This window comes from Streptomyces sp. NPDC004610 (assembly GCF_040609715.1).
GTDB lineage: Bacteria > Actinomycetota > Actinomycetes > Streptomycetales > Streptomycetaceae > Streptomyces.
Map to the genome: position 1 here is coordinate 170,143 of NZ_JBEXLA010000016.1, position 23,209 is coordinate 193,351.

Consider the following 23,209-nt stretch of genomic DNA (forward strand, 5'->3'; position numbering starts at 1 on the left):
CGGGGAACTGCGCACTCAGCCCCAGCGCTCCCGCACCCACTCCACTCGGCCGACCACCCACCCCCTCAGGGGCGCGGGGAACTGCGCGACCAGCCCCAACGCTCCCGCACCCATCCACACACCTAACTCCCCCTTCCCCCCCGTCACAACCCAGCAATATCCCCCACCGCCATCCGAGGCGCCCGCCTCTCCGGCACCTTCCCCCCCAGCAAAATCAACCGAACCGCCCGATGCCGCTGCCCCCCATACGGCTCAAGCAAGCGCAGCATCTCCCTGTCGTCGGCATACCGATCCCCCGCCAGCGCGAACCCCACGATCCCCGGCAGATGCAGATCCCCCACGGTCACCTCATCCGCCGCCCCATGACTACGCTGCACCACCTCCGCAGACGTCCACGCCCCCACCCCCGGCACCACCTCAAGCCGCCTCCGCGCATCCCCCGCCGACATCCCCACCGCCTGCTCAAGCCGCGCAGCGACCCGCACGGCCCGCAGGATCGTCGACGCCCGCTTGTCATCGACCCCGGCCCGATGCCACTCCCACGACGGGATCAACGCCCACCCCCGCGCGTCCGGCATCACCCACATCCCCCCAGCCATCCCCCCGACCTCCCCCCGCCCGGCGGGCCCCGGCGCGGGCTCCCCGAACCGCCGCACCAGCATCCGCCAGGCCCGGTACGCCTCGACGGTCGTGACCTTCTGCTCCAGGATCGACGGGATCAGCGACTCCATCACCAGCCCGGTCCGGGTCAGCCGCAGCCCGGGACGCCGATGCCGCGCCAGCGCGACCAGCCGGTGCCGGGGCCGGAACACCGAGGGATCGTCCGCACTCCCCAGCAGCTCCGGCAACCGCTCCAGCAGCCAGCCGCCCCCGGGCCCCCAGGCCTCCCCCCGGACCGCCCCGCCCCCCAGGGACACCCGCAGGGTCCCCGGCCCGCCCGGCGTCCGGCAGGCCCGCCACACCGACCCGTCGGGCAGCGCCCGGAACGTGGGGTCGGCGGGCCCGCGCCGCAACGGCCCGAGTACCAGCCCCAGCTCCACCGGCCCCTCGGGCACCCATGTCCGCACCAGCCCACCACCCACGCGGGACCCCGCACGGACCTGCCCAGGCACGGCCCGAGGCGCAAAACGTCCAGCCACCGGCAACCCCCTCAGATCCGAATCCCGCTCACCGCACACACCTCACCGTACAAACCCCACCCCCCGAACCGCACCGCACCCACCTCCCGGCACACCTCACTCGCCCCCACCCCACCCACCTCACCGCACCTCGACAAACCCCCCGGCGTCCCGCACCCCCCGCGCCCGGGGTGCCTCCGCCGGATGCCCGACCGCGACCGCCCCCATCGGATCCCAGTCCCCCGGCAGCTCCAGCACCCGCCGCACCACGTCCCGGCAGAACATCGTGGACGACACCCACGCCGACCCCAGCCGCTCCCCGGCCAGCGCGACCAGCAGATTCTGCACCCCGGCCCCCGTGGCGACGACGAACATCTCCCGCTCGGCCGTATCCCGCCGCGCGTCCCCGTAGTGGTGCGAGCCGTCCATGACCAGACAGGGCACCACCAGATAGGGCGCCCCGCGCAGCACATCCCCGCGCCGCACCCGCTTGGCGATGGACTCCTCGCTCTTCCCGTCCCGCCGCAGATCCTCGATCCACGCCTCCCGCATGGCGTCCAGCAGCCGCACCCGCGACCGCTCCGACTCCAGCAGCACGAACCGCCAGGGCGTGGTGTGGTGCGGCGCGGGTGCCGTGACCGCCGCGGCCACCGCCCGCCGGACCGCCCCGGGGTCCACCGGCTCGTCGGTGAACGCGCGGACCGTCCGCCGCTGGGTCACCGCCTCGCGGACGGCCTCGGAGGTGCCGAGCCGGAACATGTCGTCCCGCGCGTCCCGCACCAGCGCGCGGGCGCCGGGGCCTTCGTCGTCGCCGACCAGATGTCCCAGCCCGCGCACCACCGCCACCGGCAGCCCGGCCGCCTTGCCCTTGACCAGGTCACCGGCCGCGGCGAGTTCGTCGGCGGTGGCCACCACGGTCGCCGAGAGCGGATTGCCGTACGCGTCCGTCCCGCCCCGCAGGTCGTCCAGGACCCCCACCCCGGCGGCGCCGATCGCGACATCGGTGAGCCCGGCCCGCCAGGGGCGGCCGAAGGTGTCGGTGACGATCACGCCGACCGCGACCCCCAGCGCGTCCCGCAGCCCGGCGCGGATCGCCCGCGCGGAGGCGTCCGGGTCCTCGGGCAGCAGCAGTACGGTCCCGGCGGGGGTGTTGGAGGCGTCGACCCCGGCGGCGGCCATCACCAGGCCCTGCCGGTTCTCGACGATCCGCAGCGGCCCGCGCCGGGCCACCACCCGCACGGTCTCCGCGTCGATCGCGGCCTCCCGGTCGGCGGCCTCGACGATCCGGCCCTCCGCCTTGGAGACGATCTTCGAGGTGACCAGGAGGACATCCCCGTCGGCGAGCCCCGGCCCGGCCGCGGCGATCAGCTTCGCCAGATCGTCCCCGGTGCGCACCTCGGGGAGTCCCGGCACCGCCCAGACCCGGAACCCCTCCCGCGCGGCGGCGTCCCCGGCGCTCACAGGGCCCGCACCTCCTCGGCCAGCTCCAGCGCCTGCCCCGCCATCCGCGCGGCGGCGTCGAGATCGGTCATCAGCAGCGGCACGGCCCGGCACCGGATGCCCGCCGCCTCCACCCGCTCCACCGCGCCGGCGTCCACGGTGTCGACCAGCCAGCCGTCCAGCAGCCCCGAGCCGTAGTGCTCGGCGACCGCCGCCGCCGTGGCCTCGACACCCACCGCGGCCAGCACCTTGTCGGCCATCCCGCGCACCGGCGCGTCCCCGACGATGGGGGACAGGCCGATCACCGGCACCCCGGCCTCGGCGATGGCCTCGCGGATCCCGGGCACGGCGAGGATCGTGCCGACGGAGACGACCGGGTTGGACGGCGGGAAGAGAATGACATCGGCCTCGGCGATGGCCTCCAGGACACCCGGCGCGGGCTTGGCCTGCTCGGCGCCGACCGGTACGACCGCCTCGGCGGGCACGGACGCCCGCAGCCGCACCCAGTACTCCTGGAAGTGGATCGCCCGCCGCTCGCCGTCCAGCTCTACGGCGACATGGGTCTCGATCCGGTCGTCGGACATCGGGATCAGCCGGACGCCCGGCTGCCAGCGGTCGCACAGCGCCTCGGTGACCGCGCTGAGCGGATAGCCGGCGCCCAGCATCTGGGTCCGCACGATATGGGTGGCGAAATCACGGTCGCCCAGCCCGAACCACTCGGGGCCCGCCCCGTACGCGGCGAGCTCCTCCTTGAGGTGGAAGGTCTCCTCGGCCCGCCCCCAGCCCTGCTCCTCGTTGATGCCGCCGCCGAGCGTGTACATCACGGTGTCGAGGTCCGGGCAGACCTTCAGCCCGAAGAGATGGATGTCGTCGCCGGTGTTGCCGATGACGGTGATGTCCGCGTCCGGCACGGCCCGCTTCAGACCGCGCAGGAACCGGGCACCGCCGATGCCGCCTGCCAGAACCACAATGCGCATGGGCAAAGTGTTGCAGGCGCCACTGACAACGCACCGAGCGGTCAGCGGCGAGAGAAGCCCCGGCGCACCCGACCCGAGTGCCGCACTGGCCTCGGCGAGGGAGACGCCCGCCGCGCAGCGCACCCGTCCCTCCCACCTCCACCACCGGTCGCTCAGCGGAGCGAAACCCGCCCCGTGCAGCAATGCGCCCGCTCGCGCGCGTGCATCGGCATCTCGGTCAGGCCGGGGTAGTAGATGTGCAGGCTCACGGCCGGTTCGAGGGAGTCGTTGACCACCTCGTGGGTGTAGCCCGGCGCGAACACCCGCTGCGCCCCGCGCTCCAGTACGCGCCCGCGCCCGCGCGTGTGCTCGGTGAGGCTGCCGGACAGCAGGGTCAGCACCCCGGAGGACGGCCCGTGGTCGTGCGGTCCGCTGCCCTGGCCGGGCACCCAGGACAGCAGCCAGACCTCGTAGCCGGGCCCGGTCCGCAGCCGGTGGTACCAGCGGCTGGTGGCGTCGTAGCGCACCAGGTGCTCCCAGGCCGGGCGGTCCGCGGCGATCGACCGGGCCAGGCCCGCGAACTCGGCGACCGTGGCCGGGTGCTCGCGCGGGGCCTGGAGCAGATGGGGGACCTCAAGGATGTCGCCGGCGATCTGGAGGTCGCTGTCGCTGTTCATGGGGTGGGGTGGTTCCTCGGCGTCGGTGCGGGGGGCTGGGTGTCACGGACCGTCCGCCCGGGTCGCGGGCGTGGGGTGTGCCCGGGTGCGGGCGGAGGGGACGGGCAGCCGAGTCGAGGTCGACTCAGGAGCAGCCGGAGCGCGTTGGGCTCAACAGCTGGAACAGCAACAACAGCTACGACGAGCGAGGGCAGCACCGGGGGACCCGGCGGAGCGGGTCGAGGTGGGCGCCAAGTTCGCGAGCATGCCCACAAGGACACCGGTTCACACCTGTGGTGTCAACTCGGCGCCCGGTATGCGGGACGGCTTTCACCTCATCCGGTGCATCCGCCTGCCGAAAGGTTTGTTCATGCGGTGACCGGGACACATGGCGCACATCCGGGAGCGCGGTCCGGGGCCTGGTCCCGTGATCCGAATGTGATCAGGTTCGCTTCCGCACGCGGGTCGGAACGAGATCGAACTGCGGGGCGTCCTTGTCCGTAATAGATGTCCCGTAGGGATCTCCGTACCGCGGGTGCGGGGGTCTGTGGAGGTCCTGTGAGGACAGGCGTCCCCAGGGGTCCTCTCTGCGTGGAGAGGTTTATGGCGATTTGAACACTTTCCGCACGGCCTTGGTTCCGCAGAGTGAATAAGGGCCCCAATAGCAGATCCCGGCTTGACTCGCCCGGAGCAGCACACTTGTAATTTCACTCGTGTCGTTCAGCCGCGATCGATCGGTGACGGCGGTGACGACCACATCACGGGGACGCGAAAGACAGACGAGGGGCGCACATGACCGAGCTGGTGGAGCAACTGCTGGTCGACGACGCGGACGAGGAACTCGGCTGGCAGGAGCGCGCGCTGTGCGCCCAGACCGATCCCGAGTCCTTCTTCCCCGAGAAGGGCGGTTCCACCCGCGAGGCCAAGAAGGTCTGTCTCGCCTGCGAGGTCCGCTCCGAATGCCTTGAGTACGCCCTCGCCAACGACGAACGCTTCGGCATCTGGGGCGGCCTGTCCGAGCGCGAGCGCCGCCGGCTCAAGAAAGCGGCCGTCTGAGCGGACGGGCGCCGGGCGGCACGGCCGCCGCCCCCCCGCCCCCGCCCGGGGAGCGGCCCCGGCGAAACACCGCCACCGGGCCTCAGGGTCCCGCGCCTCAGCTCCGGGGCCTCCAGCTCCCGGGTCTCAGGCTCCGGGACCTTCGGCTCCCGGGGTCTTCAGCTCCCCGGACCTCCGGCTCCCCGGACCTCCGGCTCCCCGGACCTCCGGCTCCCCGGACCTCCGGCTCCCGGACCTCCAGTTCCCCGGACCTCCAGTTCCCCGGACCTCCAGTTCCCCGGACCTCCAGTTCCCCGGACCTCCAGTTCCCCGGACCTCCAGCCCCGAGCCTCCAGCCCCCGGGGCCTTCACCCCCGGGACCCCCGGCTCCCGCACCTCCGGCCCCCAAGCTTCTCGCTCCCGGCCCCCGGCCTCGGCCCCCGGCCCCGGCCCATCGAACACCGTACGAACGGCCCGTCGCGGGTGGGTTATCCACAGGCGGCGGGCCGTTGTCATGGTCAGCCGCTAGTGTGGGCGCTCGTCCGAGACCCCCATCGCCCCCACCGGGCACGGGTGTCCACCGCAGTCCACCGAACCGGGGCCCGTACCTCGATGTCCGCGCACAGCCACCCGGCGGCCCAGCACGACCCGGCCGCCACCGCAGTGTTTGACCCGGCCCGCCAGCCCGAGTACCCGCGCCATGTGGTGACCGCGGTACTCGTCTCGCACGACGGCGCCCGCTGGCTGCCCGACGCGCTCGCCGGGCTGCTCGGCCAGGAGCGACCCGTCCAGTCCGTCCTGGCCGCCGACACCGGCAGCGCCGACGACTCCGCGCAGCTCGTCACCCGGGCCCTCGGCGCCGACCGGGTCCTCCACCTCGCCCGCCGCACCGGCTTCGGCCAGGCCGTCGAGGAGGCCCACCGCACCGCCCCCGTCCTCACCCCCGAGGACCTGCCCTACCTCAAGCGCCCCAGCGGCTGGGACCCGGTCACCCGCACCTGGCGCGACGACGCCTACGACCTCCCCGAACTGCCCCACGGCGAACCCGTCCAGTGGCTCTGGCTGCTGCACGACGACTGCGCCCCCGAACCCGGCGCCCTCGCCGAACTGCTCCGCGTCGTCGAGAACGAGATCGAGCTGGGCCGGGACGACGTCGCGATCGTCGGCCCCAAGCTCCGCGGCTGGTACGACCGCCGCCAGCTCCTCGAAGTCGGCGTCACCCTCGCCCACTCCGGCCGCCGCTGGACCGGCCTGGACCGCCGCGAGCAGGACCAGGGCCAGCACGACCACGTCCGCCCGGTCCTGGCCGTCTCCACCGCCGGCATGCTCATCCGCCGCGATGTCTACGAACAGCTCGGCGGCTTCGACCGCCGCCTGCCCCTCATGCGCGACGACATCGACCTGTGCTGGCGTGCCCACGCCGCCGGCCACCGCGTCCTGGTCGCCCCCGAGGCCGTCGTACGGCACGCCGAGGCCGCCTCCCGCGAGCGCCGCACCGTCGACTGCGTCGGCCGCACCGCCGCCTCCCCCCACAAGGTCGACAAGGCCGGCGCCGTCCACACCCTGCTCGCCAACTCCCGCGGCGCCCTGCTGCCCTGGATCCTGTTCCGGCTCGTCCTCGGCACCGTCCTGCGCACGGTCGCCTATCTCGTCGGCAAGGTCCCCGGACAGGCCCTCGACGAGATCCGCGGCCTGCTCGGCACCCTGCTGCGCCCCGAGCGGATCATCGCCGCCCGCCGCGCGCGCGGCCCGTCCCAAGTCGACAAGACCGAGCTGCGCCAGCTCTTCCCGCCCCCCGGCGCCACCGTCCGGGCCACCGTCGAGCAGGCCGCCGGCACCCTCTTCGGCGGCTCCGACACCGAGACCGCGGGCGGCGCCGGACGCCACGGCGGCGCGGTGGAGTCCGGACCCGGCGGCGACGACGCCGACTTCCTGGAGATCGAGCAGTTCGCCCGGCTCAAGCGCGTCGCCCGCAACCCCGGCCCGATGCTCTTCCTGATCCTGCTGCTCGCCTCCCTGATCGCCTGCCGCCAGCTCCTCGGCACCGGCTCCCTCGCGGGCGGCGCCCTGCTGCCCGCCCCCGCCGACTCCGCCGAGCTGTGGGCCCGCTACCTCGACGCCTGGCACCCGGTCGGCACCGGCGGCACCCCCGCCGCCCCGCCCTACCTCGCCGCCGTCGCCGCCCTCGGCAGCCTCCTCTTCGGCTCCACCGGACTCGCCGTCACCGTGCTGCTGGTCTGCTCGGTCCCGATCGCCGGTGTCACCGCCTACTTCGCCTCCCGCCCGCTGGTGATGTCCCGCCTCCTGCGCGCGTGGGCCGCCGTCGTCTACGCCTTCCTGCCCGCCGCCACCGGCGCCCTGGCCGGCGGCCGGATCGGCACCGCCGTCCTCGCCGCGCTGCTCCCGCTGCTGGCCCGCGCCGCCGTCGCCGCCTCCGGCCTGGCCGGCACCCGCGGCACCTGGCGCGCGACCTGGGCCTACGCCCTGCTGCTGACCGTCACCACGGCGTTCACCCCGATCGTGTGGCCCCTCGCGCTGGTCCTCGGCATCGCCCTGCTCGCCGTGCGCCGCACCGAACTCACCGCCTACGGCCCCCGCTTCCTGGTCCAGCTCGGCACCCCGCTGCTGATCCTCGCCCCCTGGTCGCTGTCCCTGCTCCCGACCGGCTTCTTCCAGGAGGCCGGCCTGGAGTACGGCGCCTCCGCCGCGAGCGCCCTCGACCTGCTCGCCGCCGCCCCCGGCGGCGCCGGAACGGTCGCCGGACCGATGCTCATCGGCATCGTGCTGGCCGCGCTCGCCGCCCTGCTGCGCTCCGAGCGCCGCACCGGCATCCTCGCCGCCTGGGCCGTCGCCCTGACCGCCCTGCTCTTCGCGGTCCTGTCCAACGCCTCCGCCTGGGCCGGACCCGCCACCCTCGTCTACGGCCTGGCCCTGCTCGCCGCCGCCCTCCTCGGCGCCGACGGAGCCCGCTCCCGGGTCGCCGAGCAGAGCTTCGGCTGGCGCCAGCCGGTCGCCGCCCTGATCGCCTTCGCCTCCGCCGCCGGCCCCCTGCTGCTCGCCGCCGGCTGGATGATCCGCGGCGCCGACGGCCCCCTGGAGCGCCGCGAGCCCGTCCAGGTGCCCGCGTTCGTCGCCGAGGAGAGCGGCAGCGACGACCAGGCCCGCACCCTGGTCCTGGACAGCGACAGCACCGCCCAGGTGCGCTACACGCTGGTCCGCGGCTCCGGCGCCCGCCTCGGCGACGCCGACCTCGCCGCCGCCGACGGGATCAACGCCCCGCTGGAGAAGGCCGTCGCCAACCTGATCGCCGGCTCCGGTGCCGACCAGGCCGCCCAGCTCGGCGGCTTCGCCGTCCGCTACGTCCTGGTCCACCCGGGCGCCCCGCGCGAGGTCGGCCGCGTCCTGGACGCCACCCCGGGCCTCAGCCGCCTCAGCCAGCAGGAGGGCGGCAGCGCCCTGTGGCAGGTCGACCGGCAGGTCTCCCGCGCGGCGATCGTCCCCGCCGAGGGCGGCGGCGACCCCCAGCCGGTGCCCGCAGGCCCGGTCGAGATCCACACCGACGTCCCCTCCGGCGCCGACGGCCGCGTCCTGCGCCTCGCCGACACCGCCGCCGAGGGCTGGACCGCCACCCTGGACGGCAGGCCCCTGACCCCCACCACCGTCGACGGCTGGGCCCAGGGCTTCGAACTCCCCGCCACCGGCGGTCGCCTGGACATCACCTACGACGCCCCCGTCACCCACACCGCCTGGCTGTGGACCCAGGGCGCCCTCGCGCTGGTCCTGGTGGTCCTCGCCCTGCCCGGCCGCCGCCGCGACATCGACGACGACCTGCCCGAGGAGCCCGCGATCCCCGCGCAGCCCGCCACCGGCGAGGGCCGCCGCGCCCGCCGCCTGCGCGACCGCGCCGAGGACCCCGCCCCCACCGGCGAGCACCTCCCACCCCCGGAACCGCCCCCGGCCCCCGCCCCGATCCCCCAGCAGCAGCCCTACGACGCTCAGTGGGACCAGCCCGCCCACCAGGGCGCCGCCCCCGGCACCACCTACACCGCCGACCACGGCACCTACACCGCCGACCCGTACGCCCCGCAGCCCACCCACGGCGGCTACGCCCAGCCCTACCCGCCGGACCCCTACCAGAACACCGGCCAGAACACCGACCAGGGCACCCAGTACGACCCCTACGGCTACGGCGGACACCCCCAGCAGCAGCCGTACGACCCGACCGCCCACCCCCAGGGCCACGACACCTCGTACGACCCCGCGCGGCAGCACGACCCGCACGGCCACCGCCCCGACGGGAGCCAGCAGTGAAGCGCACCACCGTGTCCCTGATCGCCGGTGTGGCCGCCCTCGCCGCGCTCACCGGCTTCGCCTCGGTCTCCGCCCCCGGCACCGCCGACGCCGAACCGGCCGACCGCGCGGCCACCCTGCCCGTCGAGCGCACCAGCCTGGTCTGCCCGGCACCCAGCACGTCCGACCTGGCCGAAACGACCTACACCGCGTTCACCCCGGCCACCGAGGGCACCGGCGACCGGGGCGCGGCCGAACTGCTGCCCGCCGCCGAGGAGTCGGCCGACCCGGACGCCGAGGACGAACCCGGCACGTCGGTCCTCGAACAGCAGGACCCCGGCACCCCGGTCGCCGCCGAGGAGTCCGGCGCCGAGGCCCCCGCCCTGACCGGCACCGCCGAGGGGCGCCTCGCCCCCGGCTGGACCGTCCAGCAGACCACCGAGGTCACCGCGGGCACCGGCCGCGGCCTCCAGGGCCTCACCTGCGTCACCCCCGACACCGACTTCTGGTTCCCGGCCGCCAGCACCTCCGCCGACCGCACCGACTACGTCCATCTCACCAACCCCGACGACTCCGCCGCCGTCGTCGACATCGAGCTGTACGGCAAGGACGGCGCCCTGACGTCCGAGGTCGGCTCCGACATCACGGTCAAGCCGCGCACCAGCGAGCCGATCCTGCTGTCCACGCTGACCGAGGCCGAGGAGAGCGATCTGACGGTCCGGGTCAATGTCCGCAGCGGCCGGGTCGGCGCGGCCGTCCAGGCGCTGGACGACACGCTGGGCGGCGACTGGCTGACCGCGTCCGCCGACCCCGCGGGCAGCCTGGTGCTGCCCGGCATCCCCGAGGACGCCACCCAGGTCCGGCTGATCGCCTTCTCCCCGGGCGACACGGACGCCGACCTCAAGCTCCGGCTGGCCGGCCCCTCGGGCCTGATCACCCCGGTCGGCCATGAGACGCTGCACGTCAAGGCGGGGATGACCACCTCGGTCGACCTCGCCGACGTCACCAAGGGCGAGCCGGGCTCCCTGGTGCTGACCCCGACGGGCGGCTCGGTGCCGGTCGTCGCGGCGGTCCAGGTGATCCGCGGCGAGGGCGACGACCGGGAGAGCGCCTTCATCCCGGCGAGCCGCCCGGTGGACGCGCGCGCGACAGCCGTCGCCAACACCGAGAAGGGCACGACACTCTCCCTGACGGCCCCGACGACCACGACGAAGGTCAAGGTCACCGCGTCGGCCGGGACGGAGGGCGGCGAACCGGTGTCGAAGTCCTACACGATCAAGTCCGGCACCACCCAGAACATCGAACTCCCCGTCCCCGAGGGCCTCAAGGGCACCTACGCCCTCACCGTGGAACCCACCTCCGGCGGCCCCCTCTACGCCGCCAGAACCCTCGAATCCGCCCAGGACGACGTCCCCGCCTTCACCACCCAGGTCCTCCCCGACGACCGGGGCAGGGTCTCGGTCCCGGACGCGGCACAGGACCTGTCGGTACTCCAGCAGTAGCGGCGCCCCGGCGACCGGGAGGGCGCTCAGTCCCCCCGGTCGGGAGGGGCCCGCCGCGGAAGCGGTGCTCTGCGCGACCGAGGCGCACCCGCAGCTCCCCCCGGCCGCTCAGTTCTCCCCGTACGCTCAGTCCTCCCCGGTCGCTCAGTCCTCCCCGTACCGGGGATCGACGGTCTCCGGGGTGAGCCCCAGCAGCTCGGCCACCTGCTCCACCACCACCTCATGCACCAGCGCGGCCCGCTCCTCCCGCCCCTTGGTGCGGATCTCGACCGGCCGCCGGTAGATCACCACCCGCGCCGCCCGCCCGTCCAGGGCCGCCACACTCCGCCCCAGCGGCACCGCCTCGTCGCTCCAGGGCCCGCCCCCGTCCAGCCGGGGCACCTCCAGCACCAGGAAGTCGACATCGGCGAGCTGCGGCCACCGCCGCTCCAGCCGCTCCACGGAGTCCTGCACAAGATCCGCGAACGCGTCGGCACGGCTCGCCGCCAGCGGCACCTGCGGCGGCGCGATCGGCCCGCGCATGCCCCGCCCATGACGATCACGGCGGCGCGGCCCGGGTCCGGCGGCGGAAGGCGGTACGGGGTTGTCCATCACTGGTGAAGGGTAGTCCCCGCGACCCCGGCCCCGCCTGACACCCACCCGCCGGACCACCCGATTCCGCCCCCCGCCCACCCCGGCGTACACCCCTCACCTGCACCGCGCTCCCGCCCCCCGTCCCCGGACCGCCCGGTCAACCCCCGGGAGGGACGCGTACGGCATGTCGCCAGATGACCATTCCGGCCAAGGTTGGGCTCGATTCCGTATCTCTCCGAGACCGGCGACCACGAGGCAATTGACGCTGTTTGTACCGGGCCTTGACCGAACCGGCCCGCCCCGACCCCCACCCCCGTGCATGTCCCCGCAGGTCAGCGGGGTATGACTGAACAGATCTGTGGGACGTTTCACAACACGACACGGTGGAGTGACCTGGTGGAGAGTCGTCGCGGCCCGCTCAAGAGTGCGGTACCGTCCAACGTCGTGAGCCCTGTACGTCGCTGTTCGCGCACCGCTTGCGGCCGTCCCGCCGTAGCGACGCTGACGTACGTCTACGCCGACTCGACCGCGGTCCTCGGCCCGCTCGCCACCTACGCCGAACCCCACTGCTACGACCTGTGCGCCGAGCACTCCGAGCGCCTGACCGCCCCGCGCGGCTGGGAGGTCGTACGGCTGCTGGACGGCTCCGCCCCGGCCCGCCCCAGCGGCGACGACCTGGAGGCGCTGGCGAACGCGGTGCGCGAGGCGGCCCGCCCCCAGGAGCGCCGCGCGCAGGCGGGCGGGGCGTCCCGCGGAGCCGACCCGATGGAGGTCGCCCGCCGCGGCCATCTCAGGGTCCTGCGCTCCCCGGACAACTGACCCCGGCCCAAGTCCCCTTCACCATCCCTCACGCGCGAGACCCGCCGAACGACGGCCAACCGCCCCCGAGTTACAGCCCGAGCCCCTCACCACCACCCAAACACCCAAAACCCATCCACCAGTTCACCCCGACCGCGACCGCCGCCGCACCGGCCTCCCCGCCGCCGGTACCAGCCGACCCCGGCGTGACCGCCTCCGCCCCCCCGGCACCTCCACCACCCCACCCTTCACCGCACTGGGCCGGGGCACGCGCGCGCCGTCGGTGGGGGCAGGTAGTTTTGGGTGACCGAGTAGGACATCAGAAGGGCTGGCCGTGGCTGCTGATCTGTCGCAGATCGTGAAGGCGTACGACGTACGCGGGGTGGTCCCGGACCAGTGGGACGAGGGGCTGGCCGAACTCTTCGGCGCCGCCTTCGCCCAGGTGACCGGGGCCGGGGCGATCGTGATCGGGCACGACATGCGGCCCTCGTCGCCGGGCCTGTCCGGCGCCTTCGCGCGCGGCGCGGCGGCTCTCGGTGTCGACGTCACCGAGATCGGCCTGTGCTCCACGGACCAGCTGTACTACGCCTCGGGCGCGCTGGACCTGCCGGGCGCGATGTTCACCGCCTCGCACAACCCGGCCCAGTACAACGGCATCAAGATGTGCCGCGCGGGCGCCGCCCCGGTCGGCCAGGACACCGGCCTCGCCGAGATCCGCGCGCTGGTGGAGAACTGGCAGGAGACCGGCGCCCCGGCCCCCGCCGCCACCCCGGGAACGATCACCCGCCAGGACACGTTGAAGGACTACGCGGCCCACCTGCGCTCCCTGGTCGACCTCACCTCCATCCGCCCCCTGAAGGTCGTCGTCGACGCGGGCAACGGCATGGGCGGCCATACGGTCCCCACGGTCTTCGAGGGCCTGCCCCTGACCCTCGTAGCGATGTACTTCGAGCTGGACGGCACCTTCCCCAACCACGAGGCCAACCCCCTGGACCCGGCCAACATCGTGGACCTCCAGGAGCGCGTCCGCACCGAGGGCGCCGACCTGGGCATCGCCTTCGACGGGGACGCCGACCGCTGCTTCGTCGTCGACGAGAACGGCGACCCGGTCTCCCCGTCCGCGATCACCGCCCTGGTCGCCTCGCGCGAGCTGGCCAAGCACGGTGGCAAGGGCACGGTCATCCACAACCTGATCACGTCCTGGACGGTCCCCGAGGTCGTGAAGGAGAACGGCGGCACCCCCGTCCGCACCCGCGTCGGCCACTCCTTCATCAAGGCCGAGATGGCCACCTCGGGCGCGATCTTCGGCGGCGAGCACTCCGCGCACTACTACTTCAAGGACTTCTGGAACGCCGACACGGGCATGCTGGCCGCCCTCCACGTCCTCGCGGCCCTCGGCGGCCAGGATGGCACCCTGTCCGCGCTGGTCGCCCAGTACGACCGCTACGCCGGGTCCGGCGAGATCAACTCCACCGTGGACGACCAGCAGGGCCGCCTCGCCGCGATCCGCTCCGCGTACGAGGGCCGCGAGGGCGTCACCCTCGACGAACTCGACGGCCTCACGGTCTCCACGGCCGACTGGTGGTTCAACGTCCGCCCCTCCAACACAGAACCCCTCCTCCGCCTGAACGCCGAGGCCCGCGACGCCGAAACCATGACCCGAATCCGCGACGAGGCCCTCACCATCATCCGAGCCTGACCCCCACCCCACCTCAGGGGCGCGGGGAACTACGCACCCAGCCCCCCCAACCCCGCCCCCCTGACAACGCGGCCCACCCCAGCCCACCTCAGGGGCGCGGGGAACTGCGCACCCAGCCCCCACCGACCCGCACCCGCAGTCCCCGCACCCCCAACCCCGCTCCCCTGACAACACGGCCGACCCCACCCCACCTCAGGGGCGCGGGGAACTGCGCGACAAGCCCCCACCGACCCGCACCCACCCACAACCCCCAGCACAACCCCACCACCACCACACCACCCCCCCGCCCCCCCCCACGGCGGTACCCTAACCACGCCCATTCAGCCCCACACCCCCCGAAAGGAACCCCATGCCCCTCGAAGCCGGCCTCCTGGAGATCCTCGCCTGCCCCGCCTGCCACGCCCCCCTCAAGGAGCAGGACCCCGAGCTGATCTGCACGTCACAGGACTGCGGCCTCGCCTACCCCGTCCGCGACGACATCCCCGTCCTCCTCGTCGACGAGGCCCGCCGCCCGGCGTAACCCACCCGTCGATCGGAGGCCCCCGCCATGCTCGACGAGTCGCTGCTAGACACCCCCGAGGCCCTCACGGACGCCGACCACCGTGGCCTCCTGCGCGGCGCGGCCGAGGCCGGCGCCCGCGTCCGCACCGCCGCCCGGCACGCCGCCGAGGCGGGCGTCACCGCCCTCAAACCCGACGGCCGCCCCCGCGCCGTCCTGATCGCCGGCCCCGGCGCCGCCGCGATCGGCGCAGCCGACCTCCTCGGCACGCTCGCCGGCCCCGGCAGCCCCGTCATCCGCCTCGCCCCCTCCGGCGTCGCCCCCGTCGCCGGCGCCCTGCGCTGGGAGGTCCCCGGCTGGAGCGGCAACCTCGACCTCCTCCTCATCGCCACCCCCGACGGCACCGAACCCGGCCTCGCCCTCCTCGCCGACCAGGCGTACCGCCGCGGCTGCACGGTCGTCGCCGTCGCCCCCGCCCGCACCCCGCTCGCCGAGTCCGTCGCGGCCGTGCACGGCCTGTTCGTACCGATGGCGACCGCCCCGTACGACCAGGACGAGCCGGAGGAACTGGCCGCGTCCGCCCCCGGCGTCTTCTGGGCCCTGCTGACCCCCCTCCTCGCCCTCCTCGACCGCATCGGCCTGCTCTCCGCACCCCCCGAGGCCGTGGAGAAGGTCGCGGACCGGCTCGACCACATCGCCCAGCGCTGCGGCCCGGCCATCGCCACCTTCAGCAATCCGGCCAAAACTCTCGCTGCCGAACTCGCCGACGCCCTCCCGGTGATCTGGACCGAGGGCACCTCCGCGGGCCCGGCCGGCCGCCGCTTCGCGGGCGCGCTCGCCGAACTCTCCGGCCGCCCCGCCCTCGTCGCCGAGCTTCCCGAGGCGCTCTCCGCGCACAGTGCGCTGCTCGCCGGCCCGCTCGCCGCGGGAGCCGACCCCGACGACTTCTTCCGCGACCGCGTCGACGAGACTCCGGCGCTGCACGCGCGCGTAGTGCTCCTCAGGGACCGCCCGATCGGTGGCCTCACGGCCGCCCCCGCAGCCCGTGACCTGGCCCTCAGCCACGACACGCCGATCAGCGAGCTGGAGCCGGAGGAGGGCGACGAACTGGAGACCCTCGCCGAACTGATCGCCATGACGGATTTCGCCGCCGTTTACCTGGCGCTCGCCTCAGGGGCCTCCCCTGGACCCGACACCACCCGCTGAGCGAACCCCCAGCCGCGCCGAACCCCAAGAGAACCCCGAAGAGCACCCCAGAGAGAACCCCTGAGAGAACGATGGACCCCCTCGACAACACCGTCCGCCCCTACGCCTGGGGTTCCACCACCGCCATCCCCCGCCTCCTCGGCATAGACCCGACCGGCGAACCACAGGCCGAGATGTGGATGGGCGCCCACCCCGGCGCCCCCTCCCGCACCCCGCGCGGCCCCCTGGACCAGGTCATCGACACCGACCCCACCCGCGAACTGGGCCCCGCCACCGTGGCCAGATTCGGCACCCGCCTGCCCTTCCTCTTCAAACTCCTCGCCGCCGGAGCCCCCCTCTCCCTCCAGGTCCACCCCGACCCCGCCCAGGCCGCGGAGGGCTACGCCGACGAGGAGCGCCGCGGCATCCCCCTGGACGCCCCGCACCGCAACTACAAGGACGCCAACCACAAACCCGAACTCGTCTGCGCCCTCACCGAGTTCGACGGCCTGTGCGGCTTCCGCGCCCCCCACCGGACCGCCGACCTCCTCGACGGCCTCGGCGTCGCCTCCCTCAAGCCCTACGTCGACCTGCTGCGCGCCCACCCCGAGGACGCCGCCCTGCGCGAAGTCCTCACCGCCATCCTCACCGCCGACCCCGAGGACATGGCCCGCACGGTCACCGAGACCGCCACCGCCTGCGAACGCCTCGGCGGCCCCTACGCGCCCTACGCCGACATCGCCCGCCACTACCCCGGCGACCCCGGCGTCCTCGCCGCGCTGCTGCTCAACCACGTCCGGCTCCAGCCCGGCGAGGCCCTCTACCTCGGCGCCGGCATCCCCCACGCCTACCTCGACGGCCTCGGCGTCGAGATCATGGCCAACTCCGACAACGTCCTGCGCTGCGGCCTCACCCCCAAGCACGTCGACGTCCCCGAACTCCTGCGCATCGTCCGCTTCGAGCCCACCGACCCCGGCGTCCTGCGCCCCGAGGCCGACCCGGACGGCGAAGAGGTCTACGCCACCCCCATCGACGAGTTCCGCCTCTCCCGCTACGTCCTGCCCGACGGCGGCACCCCCCGCGACCTCACCCGCGCCACCCCGCAGATCCTGCTCTGCACCGCCGGCACCCTCCGCACCGGCGACCAGGATCTGACCCCCGGCGCGTCCGTGTTCGTCCCCGCGGGCGAGCGAGCCGAAGTCTCCGGCGCGGGAACACTCTTCCGGGCCACCGTCATCGCCTGACCGCCCCGCGTCCCACCCCGAGTGCCGCCCGCCTGCGCCCCGGGCGAGGCCCCGGCCGCCGATCTCCCCGACTGCCCCGCCACCGCCGTACCGGACTGCAACAATGCCCACCGACAACGCACGGGCACAGCCCGGTACGGCGGCGCACGGCACCCAGAAGGGACACCCCGAACCACATGAGCGCGTCAGGCGGCACCAAGGCGATCGTGGCGGCACTTTTCGCCAACCTCTCGATCGCGGTAGCGAAGTTCGTGGCGTTCCTCTTCAGCGGCTCGTCCTCCATGCTCGCCGAGTCGGTGCACTCCCTCGCCGACTCCGGCAACCAGGGCCTGCTCCTCCTCGGCGGCAAACGCGCCCAGCGCGAAGCCACCCCCCAACACCCCTTCGGCTACGGCCGCGAGCGCTACATCTACGCCTTCCTCGTCTCCATCGTCCTCTTCTCCGTCGGCGGCATGTTCGCCATCTACGAGGGCTACGAGAAGATCCAGCACCCCCACGAGATCGACCACTGGTACTGGCCCGTAGGCGTCCTCATCTTCGCGATCATCGCCGAGACCTTCTCCTTCCGCACCGCCATCAAGGAGTCCAACGCCCTGCGCGGCCAGCAGTCCTGGAAGGACTTCGTCCGCCACGCCAAGGCCCCCGAACTCCCCGTCGTCCTCCTCGAAGACCTCGGCGCCCTCGTCGGCCTGTTCCTCGCCCTCGGCGGCGTCGGCCTCGCCCTGCTCACCGGCGACGGCATCTGGGACGGCATCGGCACCCTCTGCATCGGCATCCTGCTCATCCTCATCGCCGTCGTCCTCGCCGCCGAGACCAAGTCCCTGCTGCTCGGCGAGGCCGCCGGCCTGGAGGACGTCCGAAAGATCGAGGCCGCCCTCGTCGACGGCGACACCGTCCCCCGCATCATCCACATGCGCACCCTCCACCTCGGCCCCGAGGAACTCCTCGTCGCCGCCAAGATCGCCGTCCGGCACGACGACACCGCCACCGAGATCGCCACCGCCATCGACGCCGCCGAGTCCCGCATCCGCGAGGCCGTCCCCATCGCCCGCGTCATCTACCTCGAACCCGATGTCTACAGCGAGTCCGAGGCCGCCAAGCGCCCCGACCCCACCACCACCCCCGGCGGCCCCACCCACCCCGACCCCGCCCCCTGACCACCCCCGCACCCACCCGAAACCGGCCAATGTCCCCGCCCTCTCCCCACCGGATCGGCTCGAACTCTTCTCAGGCCCACTGGGGACGTCCGGGCCGTCCGGTGTAGCTTGGGACGGAGCCAGACGTCGCTGCTGATGGCGGTCGGGCGGTCCCCCAGCGGACCGGCCGAGGGAGAGAGGGCCTCCGACGGACTGCGCTGCGCGCACGCGGGCACCCCTGTGTCCGCCGCCGCGCAGACCAGCCGTACCCACCTCGCACCGACACCGAGGAGCAGCTCCCCATGACGACTGTCGACAACCGACAGGACTTCAAGGTCGCCGACCTCTCCCTGGCCGTCTTCGGCCGCAAGGAGATCACCCTCGCCGAGCACGAGATGCCCGGCCTGATGGCGATCCGCAAGGAGTACGCCGAGGCACAGCCGCTCGCCGGCGCCCGCGTCACCGGCTCCCTGCACATGACCGTCCAGACCGCGGTCCTCATCGAGACCCTCGCCGCCCTGGGCGCGCAGGTCCGCTGGGCCTCCTGCAACATCTTCTCCACCCAGGACCACGCCGCCGCCGCCATCGCCGTCGGCCCGAACGGCACCCCCGACAACCCCCAGGGCATCCCCGTCTTCGCCTGGAAGGGCGAGACGCTGGAGGAGTACTGGTGGTGCACCGAGCAGGCCTTGACCTGGCCGGACAGCCCCACCGGCGGCCCCAACATGATCCTCGACGACGGCGGCGACGCCACCCTCCTCGTCCACAACGGCGTCCAGTACGAGAAGGACGGCAAGGTCCCCTCGCCCGACACCGCCGAGTCCGACGAGCACCGCGTCATCCTGGAACTGCTGACCCGCACCCTGGGCGAGAACCCCCAGAAGTGGACCCAGCTCGCCTCCGAGATCCGCGGCGTCACCGAAGAGACCACCACCGGCGTCCACCGCCTGTACGAGATGCAGCGCGACGGCACCCTCCTCTTCCCGGCGATCAACGTCAACGACGCCGTCACCAAGTCGAAGTTCGACAACAAGTACGGCTGCCGCCACTCCCTCATCGACGGCATCAACCGCGCCACCGACGTCCTCATCGGCGGCAAGACCGCCGTCGTGGCCGGCTACGGCGACGTGGGCAAGGGCTGCGCCGAGTCCCTGCGCGGCCAGGGCGCCCGCGTGATCATCACCGAGATCGACCCCATCTGCGCCCTCCAGGCGGCGATGGACGGCTACCAGGTCGCCACCCTGGACGACGTCGTCGAGACGGCCGACATCTTCATCACCACCACCGGCAACAAGGACATCATCATGGCCGCCGACATGGCCAAGATGAAGCACCAGGCCATCGTCGGCAACATCGGCCACTTCGACAACGAGATCGACATGGCCGGCCTCGCCAAGCTCCCCGGCATCGTCAAGGACGAGGTCAAGCCCCAGGTCCACACCTGGACCTTCCCCGACGGCAAGGTCCTCATCGTCCTCTCCGAGGGCCGCCTGCTGAACCTGGGCAACGCCACCGGCCACCCGTCGTTCGTGATGTCCAACTCCTTCGCGGACCAGACCCTGGCCCAGATCGAGCTGTTCACCAAGCCCGACGAGTACCCCACCGGCGTCTACACCCTGCCCAAGCACCTCGACGAGAAGGTCGCCCGCCTCCACCTGGCCGCCCTCGGCGTCAGGCTCACCACCCTCCGCCCGGAGCAGGCCGAGTACATCGGCGTGAAGGTCGAGGGCCCGTACAAGCCGGACCACTACCGCTACTGAGCCCCGCGCTCCCCAGCGACCTCAAGGACAGGCCCCCGCACCCCCGTGCCGGGGGCCTGTCCCCGTGGTCGGCCCGCCCGACCCCGTCGGCCGGACCGGCCCGTCACACCCCAGGACGACCCCCATGCCCCGCGGCCGTTATTCGCTCTTCGATCCGCACGATCACACCCCCCTCGCACACGAACACTTCCACTGCGCCCCCGGCCCCTCCGGCTGGCGCTACGTCTCCCAGCTGACCGCCCCCACGGGCGACCACCTCGGCTCCGTCGACCTCACCCTCGACAGCCTCGGCCGCCCCCTCCGCCTCGAACTCCACGCCGCCAGCTGGCAGGTGCGCGGCGCAGCCCTGGACGGCGTCACCTGGGTCCGCACCGACCCCACCGGCCACCACGCCACCGAAGGCAATGTCCGCGCCCACGCCTTCACCGGCACATCCCCCGCCTTCCTCATCGCCACCGCCCGACTCCTGCGCCTCACCCCCTCCCCGGCCGCGACCCGCGTCCGCCTGGTCGACTTCACCCACCCCGTCCTCGCCCCCCGCACCGTGGACCAGTCCTGGGCCCTGCTGAAAAGAGAAGCACACGCCACTGACAACGGCCCCCTGACCGTGGACGAATACCAGGTCACAGCCCTGGACACCGGCGAACAACACCCCGTCCACATCACCGGCGACGTCGTACTGGCAGCCCCCGGAATCGACCTGGACGACCTGGACTCACCCCCGTCCCCCGAGTAGCAGCCCCGCCCCCCGCTACGCAGGCGGCACAAACCCGGTAGAACCCTCACCGGCCGCCTCCGCCTCCGGCGAACCCGGAGAAACAGCCGGAGCGGCCGGGGAAGCAGCCGCACGAAAAGACTGGGAAGGCCGAGAAGAAGACGAGGGCGACGCCGAAGACGAAGGCGACGGCGATGACGAGGGCGCGGAGAACCCTCCGCCCGCCCACTGCCCACCCCGCCCCTCACCCCTCGCCGCCGCCGCACTCCCCGCAGCCCGCCGAGCCTCCCGCACCTGCCGCTCCTGAAGCATCGCCGCCAGATACGCCGCCGGCGGCACCCCCGGCGGCACCGGAGCCCCCGACCGCTCCGCCAGATCAGCCGCCAGCCGCTGCGCCATACCCCACCCGACCTGCGGATCCAGCTGCCGCATCCGCGTCAGGTACTGCCGTACGGCAAGCCACAGACTGTCCGGCACGGCCGACAGATCCAGCGTGGCGAACCGCCCCGCCAGCCACGGTGGAGGCGGCGGCAGAAACCCGGCCTGCCCGGCAGGCACCCGCTCCCGCACCACCAGCGTCCCCGCGAACACATCCCCCAGCCGCCGCCCCCGCGCCGACACCAGCGACGCGATACACGCCACCACCCCGAACGTCATCAAGATCTCGATCATCCCGATCCCGCCCCGCACCAGCGCGTGCCGGAACCGGATCGGCCCCCCGTCGTCCCGCACCACCCGCAACCCGACCGCCATCTTCCCCAGCGACCGCCCATGGGACAGCGTCTCCACCGCGATCGGCGCCCCCACCAGCACCAGCAGGAACGACGCGATCGACAGCGCCATCTGCGCCGCCTCGTCCAACGAAGCCGAAGCGATCAGCAGCCCCATGGACACCAGGAGATACGCGGCGAAGGCCACGACGAGATCGAGCAGCACCGCCAACGCCCTGCTCGGCAGCTTCGCCGGACGCAACTCCAGCGCCACCGCCTCGCCCGTCACCAGCTCATTCACACCCGTCGTCCTTCCCCTGGCCTGCCTACAGCACGATCAGTCTGCCAAGCTGAGAACGCGGAGCGCCGCAGTACGACAAGCAGACATCCACCAGGATCCGTCAGGATCCACCGACGAACAGCCGGGGAGCAGGCACACCGATGGACCTCGACGTCTTCGTCACCGCCCATCGAGCGGAGTGGGACCGCCTCGACACCCTCCTGCGACGCCGCCGCCTCAACGGCGCCGAGGCCGACGAACTCGTCGCCCTCTACCAGCGCACCGCCACCCACCTCTCCCTGATCCAGTCCAGCGCACCCGACCCCCAGCTGACCGGCCGCCTCAGCCAACTCGTGGCCCGCGCGCGGAGCGCCGTCACCGGCACCCGCCGCGCCTCCTGGCGCGATGTCACCCACTTCCTCACCCACGGCTTCCCGGCAGCCGTCTACCGGGCACGCCACTGGTGGGTCCCCACCGCCCTGCTCTCCACCCTCCTGGCGGCCCTCCTGGGCTGGTGGATCGGCACCCACCCCGAGGTCCAGTCCTCCATAGCCGCCCCCGACGAGCTACGCGAGATGACCCGCCCAGGCGGCGGCTACGAGGCGTACTACTCCAGCAACCCCGCCGCCTCCTTCGCCGCTCAGGTCTGGACGAACAACGCCCAGGCAGCCGCCCTGTGCCTGGTCCTGGGTGTCTTTCTGGGCCTGCCGGTCATCTGGATCCTCTTCACCAACATGCTCAACCTGGGCATCGGCTTCGGCCTGATGTCCTCCGCCGGCCGCCTGGACGTCTTCCTCGGCCTGGTCCTGCCGCACGGACTCCTTGAACTCACCGCGGTCTTCGTGGCCGCCGGTACCGGCCTGCGCCTCGGCTGGACCCTCATCGACCCGGGCCCCCGCACCCGCCGCACCGCCCTCGCGGAAGAGGGCCGCGCCGCCGTCGGCATGGCGATCGGCCTGGCCCTGGTCCTCTTCATCTCCGGACTGATCGAAGGCTTCGTCACCCCGTCCGGCCTCCCGACCTGGGCCCGCATCACCATCGGCATCACCGCCGAGCTGGCCTTCCTCGCCTACGTCTATGTCCTCGGCGGACGCGCGGCCCGCGCCGGCGCCACAGGTGACCTGGACCCCGCCGAGCGCAGCGCCACGGTCCCGACAGCCGCCTGATGTGCGGACGGGTCTGCTGAGCTGCTAGTCTCCTCTTCGCCCCGCAGGAGCCGTTGACACGGCGCCCATGGGGAGGTAGATTCGAACAGTTGCCTGGAACTGGGTCTCACTCGGTCGGCAACCATCAGAATCCACTCGCTACCTCAAGTCGACTCCTCATTCATGAGATTCGGCTTTGTTGTGGCGTCCCCGATGAAATCGGAAATGGACGGCCGGTCAGACCGGCAAGAAACTTCTGATAAAGTCGAAACCGCCGGAAAGGGAATCGCGAAAGCGGGAACCTGGAAAGCATTCCGAGGAAATCGGACCGGGAAACGGTCTGATAGAGTCGGAGACACGAAGGGAAGCGCCCGGAGGAAAGCCCGAGAGGGTGAGTACAAAGGAAGCGTCCGTTCCTTGAGAACTCAACAGCGTGCCAAAAATCAACGCCAGATATGTTGATACCCC

19 protein-coding genes are annotated in these 23,209 nt (G+C 73.1%); 12 read left to right on the top strand and 7 right to left on the bottom strand.

Going from position 1 to position 23,209, the window contains the following annotated elements; translation table 11 throughout:
• Positions 1 to 143: 143 nt before the first annotated feature.
• From ABZX40_RS20000 to ABZX40_RS20015, 4 genes are all read right to left on the bottom strand, one after another.
• Entirely contained in the window at positions 144 to 1,112 is a 969-nt protein-coding gene (locus tag ABZX40_RS20000; RefSeq protein ID WP_355739350.1) for a DNA-3-methyladenine glycosylase 2 family protein, read from the bottom strand.
• 147 nt (positions 1,113 to 1,259) lie between these two features.
• The gene (locus ABZX40_RS20005; RefSeq protein WP_355739347.1) at positions 1,260 to 2,579 is read right to left on the bottom strand and encodes a coenzyme F420-0:L-glutamate ligase; all 1,320 of its coding nucleotides are present in this window, start codon (positions 2,577 to 2,579) and stop codon (positions 1,260 to 1,262) included.
• Positions 2,576 to 3,535 carry a 2-phospho-L-lactate transferase gene (cofD, locus tag ABZX40_RS20010; RefSeq protein ID WP_355739344.1) on the bottom strand — a complete coding sequence of 320 codons (960 nt, stop codon included), beginning with the start codon at positions 3,533 to 3,535 and terminating at the stop codon, positions 2,576 to 2,578. The genes ABZX40_RS20005 and cofD overlap by 4 nt, the downstream gene beginning before the upstream one ends.
• 152 nt (positions 3,536 to 3,687) lie before the next feature.
• Complete coding sequence (locus tag ABZX40_RS20015) at positions 3,688 to 4,191, bottom strand: cysteine dioxygenase family protein (protein ID WP_355739341.1); 504 nt, start codon at positions 4,189 to 4,191, stop codon at positions 3,688 to 3,690.
• 771 nt (positions 4,192 to 4,962) lie between these two features.
• Between ABZX40_RS20015 and ABZX40_RS20020 the strand changes: the two genes are divergently transcribed.
• The 3 genes from ABZX40_RS20020 (at position 4,963) to ABZX40_RS20030 (ending at position 10,997) form a co-directional block, all read left to right on the top strand.
• Complete coding sequence (locus ABZX40_RS20020; protein WP_030377564.1) at positions 4,963 to 5,226, top strand: WhiB family transcriptional regulator; 264 nt, start codon at positions 4,963 to 4,965, stop codon at positions 5,224 to 5,226.
• A gap of 591 nt (positions 5,227 to 5,817) precedes the next feature.
• On the top strand, positions 5,818 to 9,516 hold the full coding sequence (locus tag ABZX40_RS20025; protein ID WP_355739338.1) for a glycosyltransferase: 3,699 nt from the start codon (positions 5,818 to 5,820) through the stop codon (positions 9,514 to 9,516).
• On the top strand, positions 9,513 to 10,997 hold the full coding sequence (locus ABZX40_RS20030; protein ID WP_355739335.1) for a DUF5719 family protein: 1,485 nt from the start codon (positions 9,513 to 9,515) through the stop codon (positions 10,995 to 10,997). Before ABZX40_RS20025 ends, ABZX40_RS20030 begins: the two co-directional genes overlap by 4 nt.
• A 144-nt stretch (positions 10,998 to 11,141) precedes the next feature.
• Here the strand turns inward: ABZX40_RS20030 and ABZX40_RS20035 are convergent, their stop codons facing one another.
• Entirely contained in the window at positions 11,142 to 11,588 is a 447-nt protein-coding gene (locus ABZX40_RS20035) for a metallopeptidase family protein (protein ID WP_355739699.1), read from the bottom strand.
• 378 nt (positions 11,589 to 11,966) lie between these two features.
• Between ABZX40_RS20035 and ABZX40_RS20040 the strand changes: the two genes are divergently transcribed.
• The 8 genes from ABZX40_RS20040 to ABZX40_RS20075 all read left to right on the top strand — a co-directional run bounded on the left by ABZX40_RS20040 (position 11,967) and on the right by ABZX40_RS20075 (position 20,627).
• On the top strand, positions 11,967 to 12,389 hold the full coding sequence (locus tag ABZX40_RS20040) for a DUF3499 domain-containing protein (protein ID WP_355739332.1): 423 nt from the start codon (positions 11,967 to 11,969) through the stop codon (positions 12,387 to 12,389).
• Positions 12,390 to 12,702: 313 nt separating this feature from the next.
• Complete coding sequence (locus tag ABZX40_RS20045; RefSeq protein WP_355739329.1) at positions 12,703 to 14,067, top strand: phosphomannomutase/phosphoglucomutase; 1,365 nt, start codon at positions 12,703 to 12,705, stop codon at positions 14,065 to 14,067.
• A gap of 349 nt (positions 14,068 to 14,416) precedes the next feature.
• Positions 14,417 to 14,587: a Trm112 family protein gene (locus ABZX40_RS20050; protein WP_355739326.1), complete on the top strand. Its 171-nt coding sequence runs from the start codon at positions 14,417 to 14,419 to the stop codon at positions 14,585 to 14,587.
• A gap of 27 nt (positions 14,588 to 14,614) precedes the next feature.
• Positions 14,615 to 15,772, top strand: a complete 1,158-nt coding sequence (locus ABZX40_RS20055) for an SIS domain-containing protein (RefSeq protein WP_355739324.1) — start codon at positions 14,615 to 14,617, stop codon at positions 15,770 to 15,772.
• 71 nt (positions 15,773 to 15,843) lie between these two features.
• Positions 15,844 to 16,995, top strand: coding sequence for a mannose-6-phosphate isomerase, class I (gene manA / locus ABZX40_RS20060; protein WP_355739322.1), 1,152 nt, complete (start codon positions 15,844 to 15,846; stop codon positions 16,993 to 16,995).
• A gap of 176 nt (positions 16,996 to 17,171) precedes the next feature.
• Positions 17,172 to 18,152, top strand: a complete 981-nt coding sequence (locus tag ABZX40_RS20065; protein ID WP_355739319.1) for a cation diffusion facilitator family transporter — start codon at positions 17,172 to 17,174, stop codon at positions 18,150 to 18,152.
• Positions 18,153 to 18,433: 281 nt separating this feature from the next.
• Positions 18,434 to 19,891 carry an adenosylhomocysteinase gene (gene ahcY / locus ABZX40_RS20070; protein ID WP_355739316.1) on the top strand — a complete coding sequence of 486 codons (1,458 nt, stop codon included), beginning with the start codon at positions 18,434 to 18,436 and terminating at the stop codon, positions 19,889 to 19,891.
• A gap of 124 nt (positions 19,892 to 20,015) precedes the next feature.
• Positions 20,016 to 20,627, top strand: a complete 612-nt coding sequence (locus ABZX40_RS20075) for a hypothetical protein (RefSeq protein ID WP_355739313.1) — start codon at positions 20,016 to 20,018, stop codon at positions 20,625 to 20,627.
• 15 nt (positions 20,628 to 20,642) lie between these two features.
• Here ABZX40_RS20075 and ABZX40_RS20080 read toward each other — a convergent pair whose 3' ends face one another.
• Positions 20,643 to 21,617: an RDD family protein gene (locus ABZX40_RS20080; RefSeq protein WP_355739310.1), complete on the bottom strand. Its 975-nt coding sequence runs from the start codon at positions 21,615 to 21,617 to the stop codon at positions 20,643 to 20,645.
• 140 nt (positions 21,618 to 21,757) lie between these two features.
• Between ABZX40_RS20080 and ABZX40_RS20085 the strand changes: the two genes are divergently transcribed.
• Positions 21,758 to 22,762: a stage II sporulation protein M gene (locus ABZX40_RS20085; protein ID WP_355739307.1), complete on the top strand. Its 1,005-nt coding sequence runs from the start codon at positions 21,758 to 21,760 to the stop codon at positions 22,760 to 22,762.
• Between the two features lie 216 nt (positions 22,763 to 22,978).
• Here the strand turns inward: ABZX40_RS20085 and ABZX40_RS20090 are convergent.
• The coding region (locus tag ABZX40_RS20090) for a hypothetical protein (RefSeq protein ID WP_356009132.1) at positions 22,979 to 23,209 on the bottom strand (231 nt) is incomplete at its 5' end.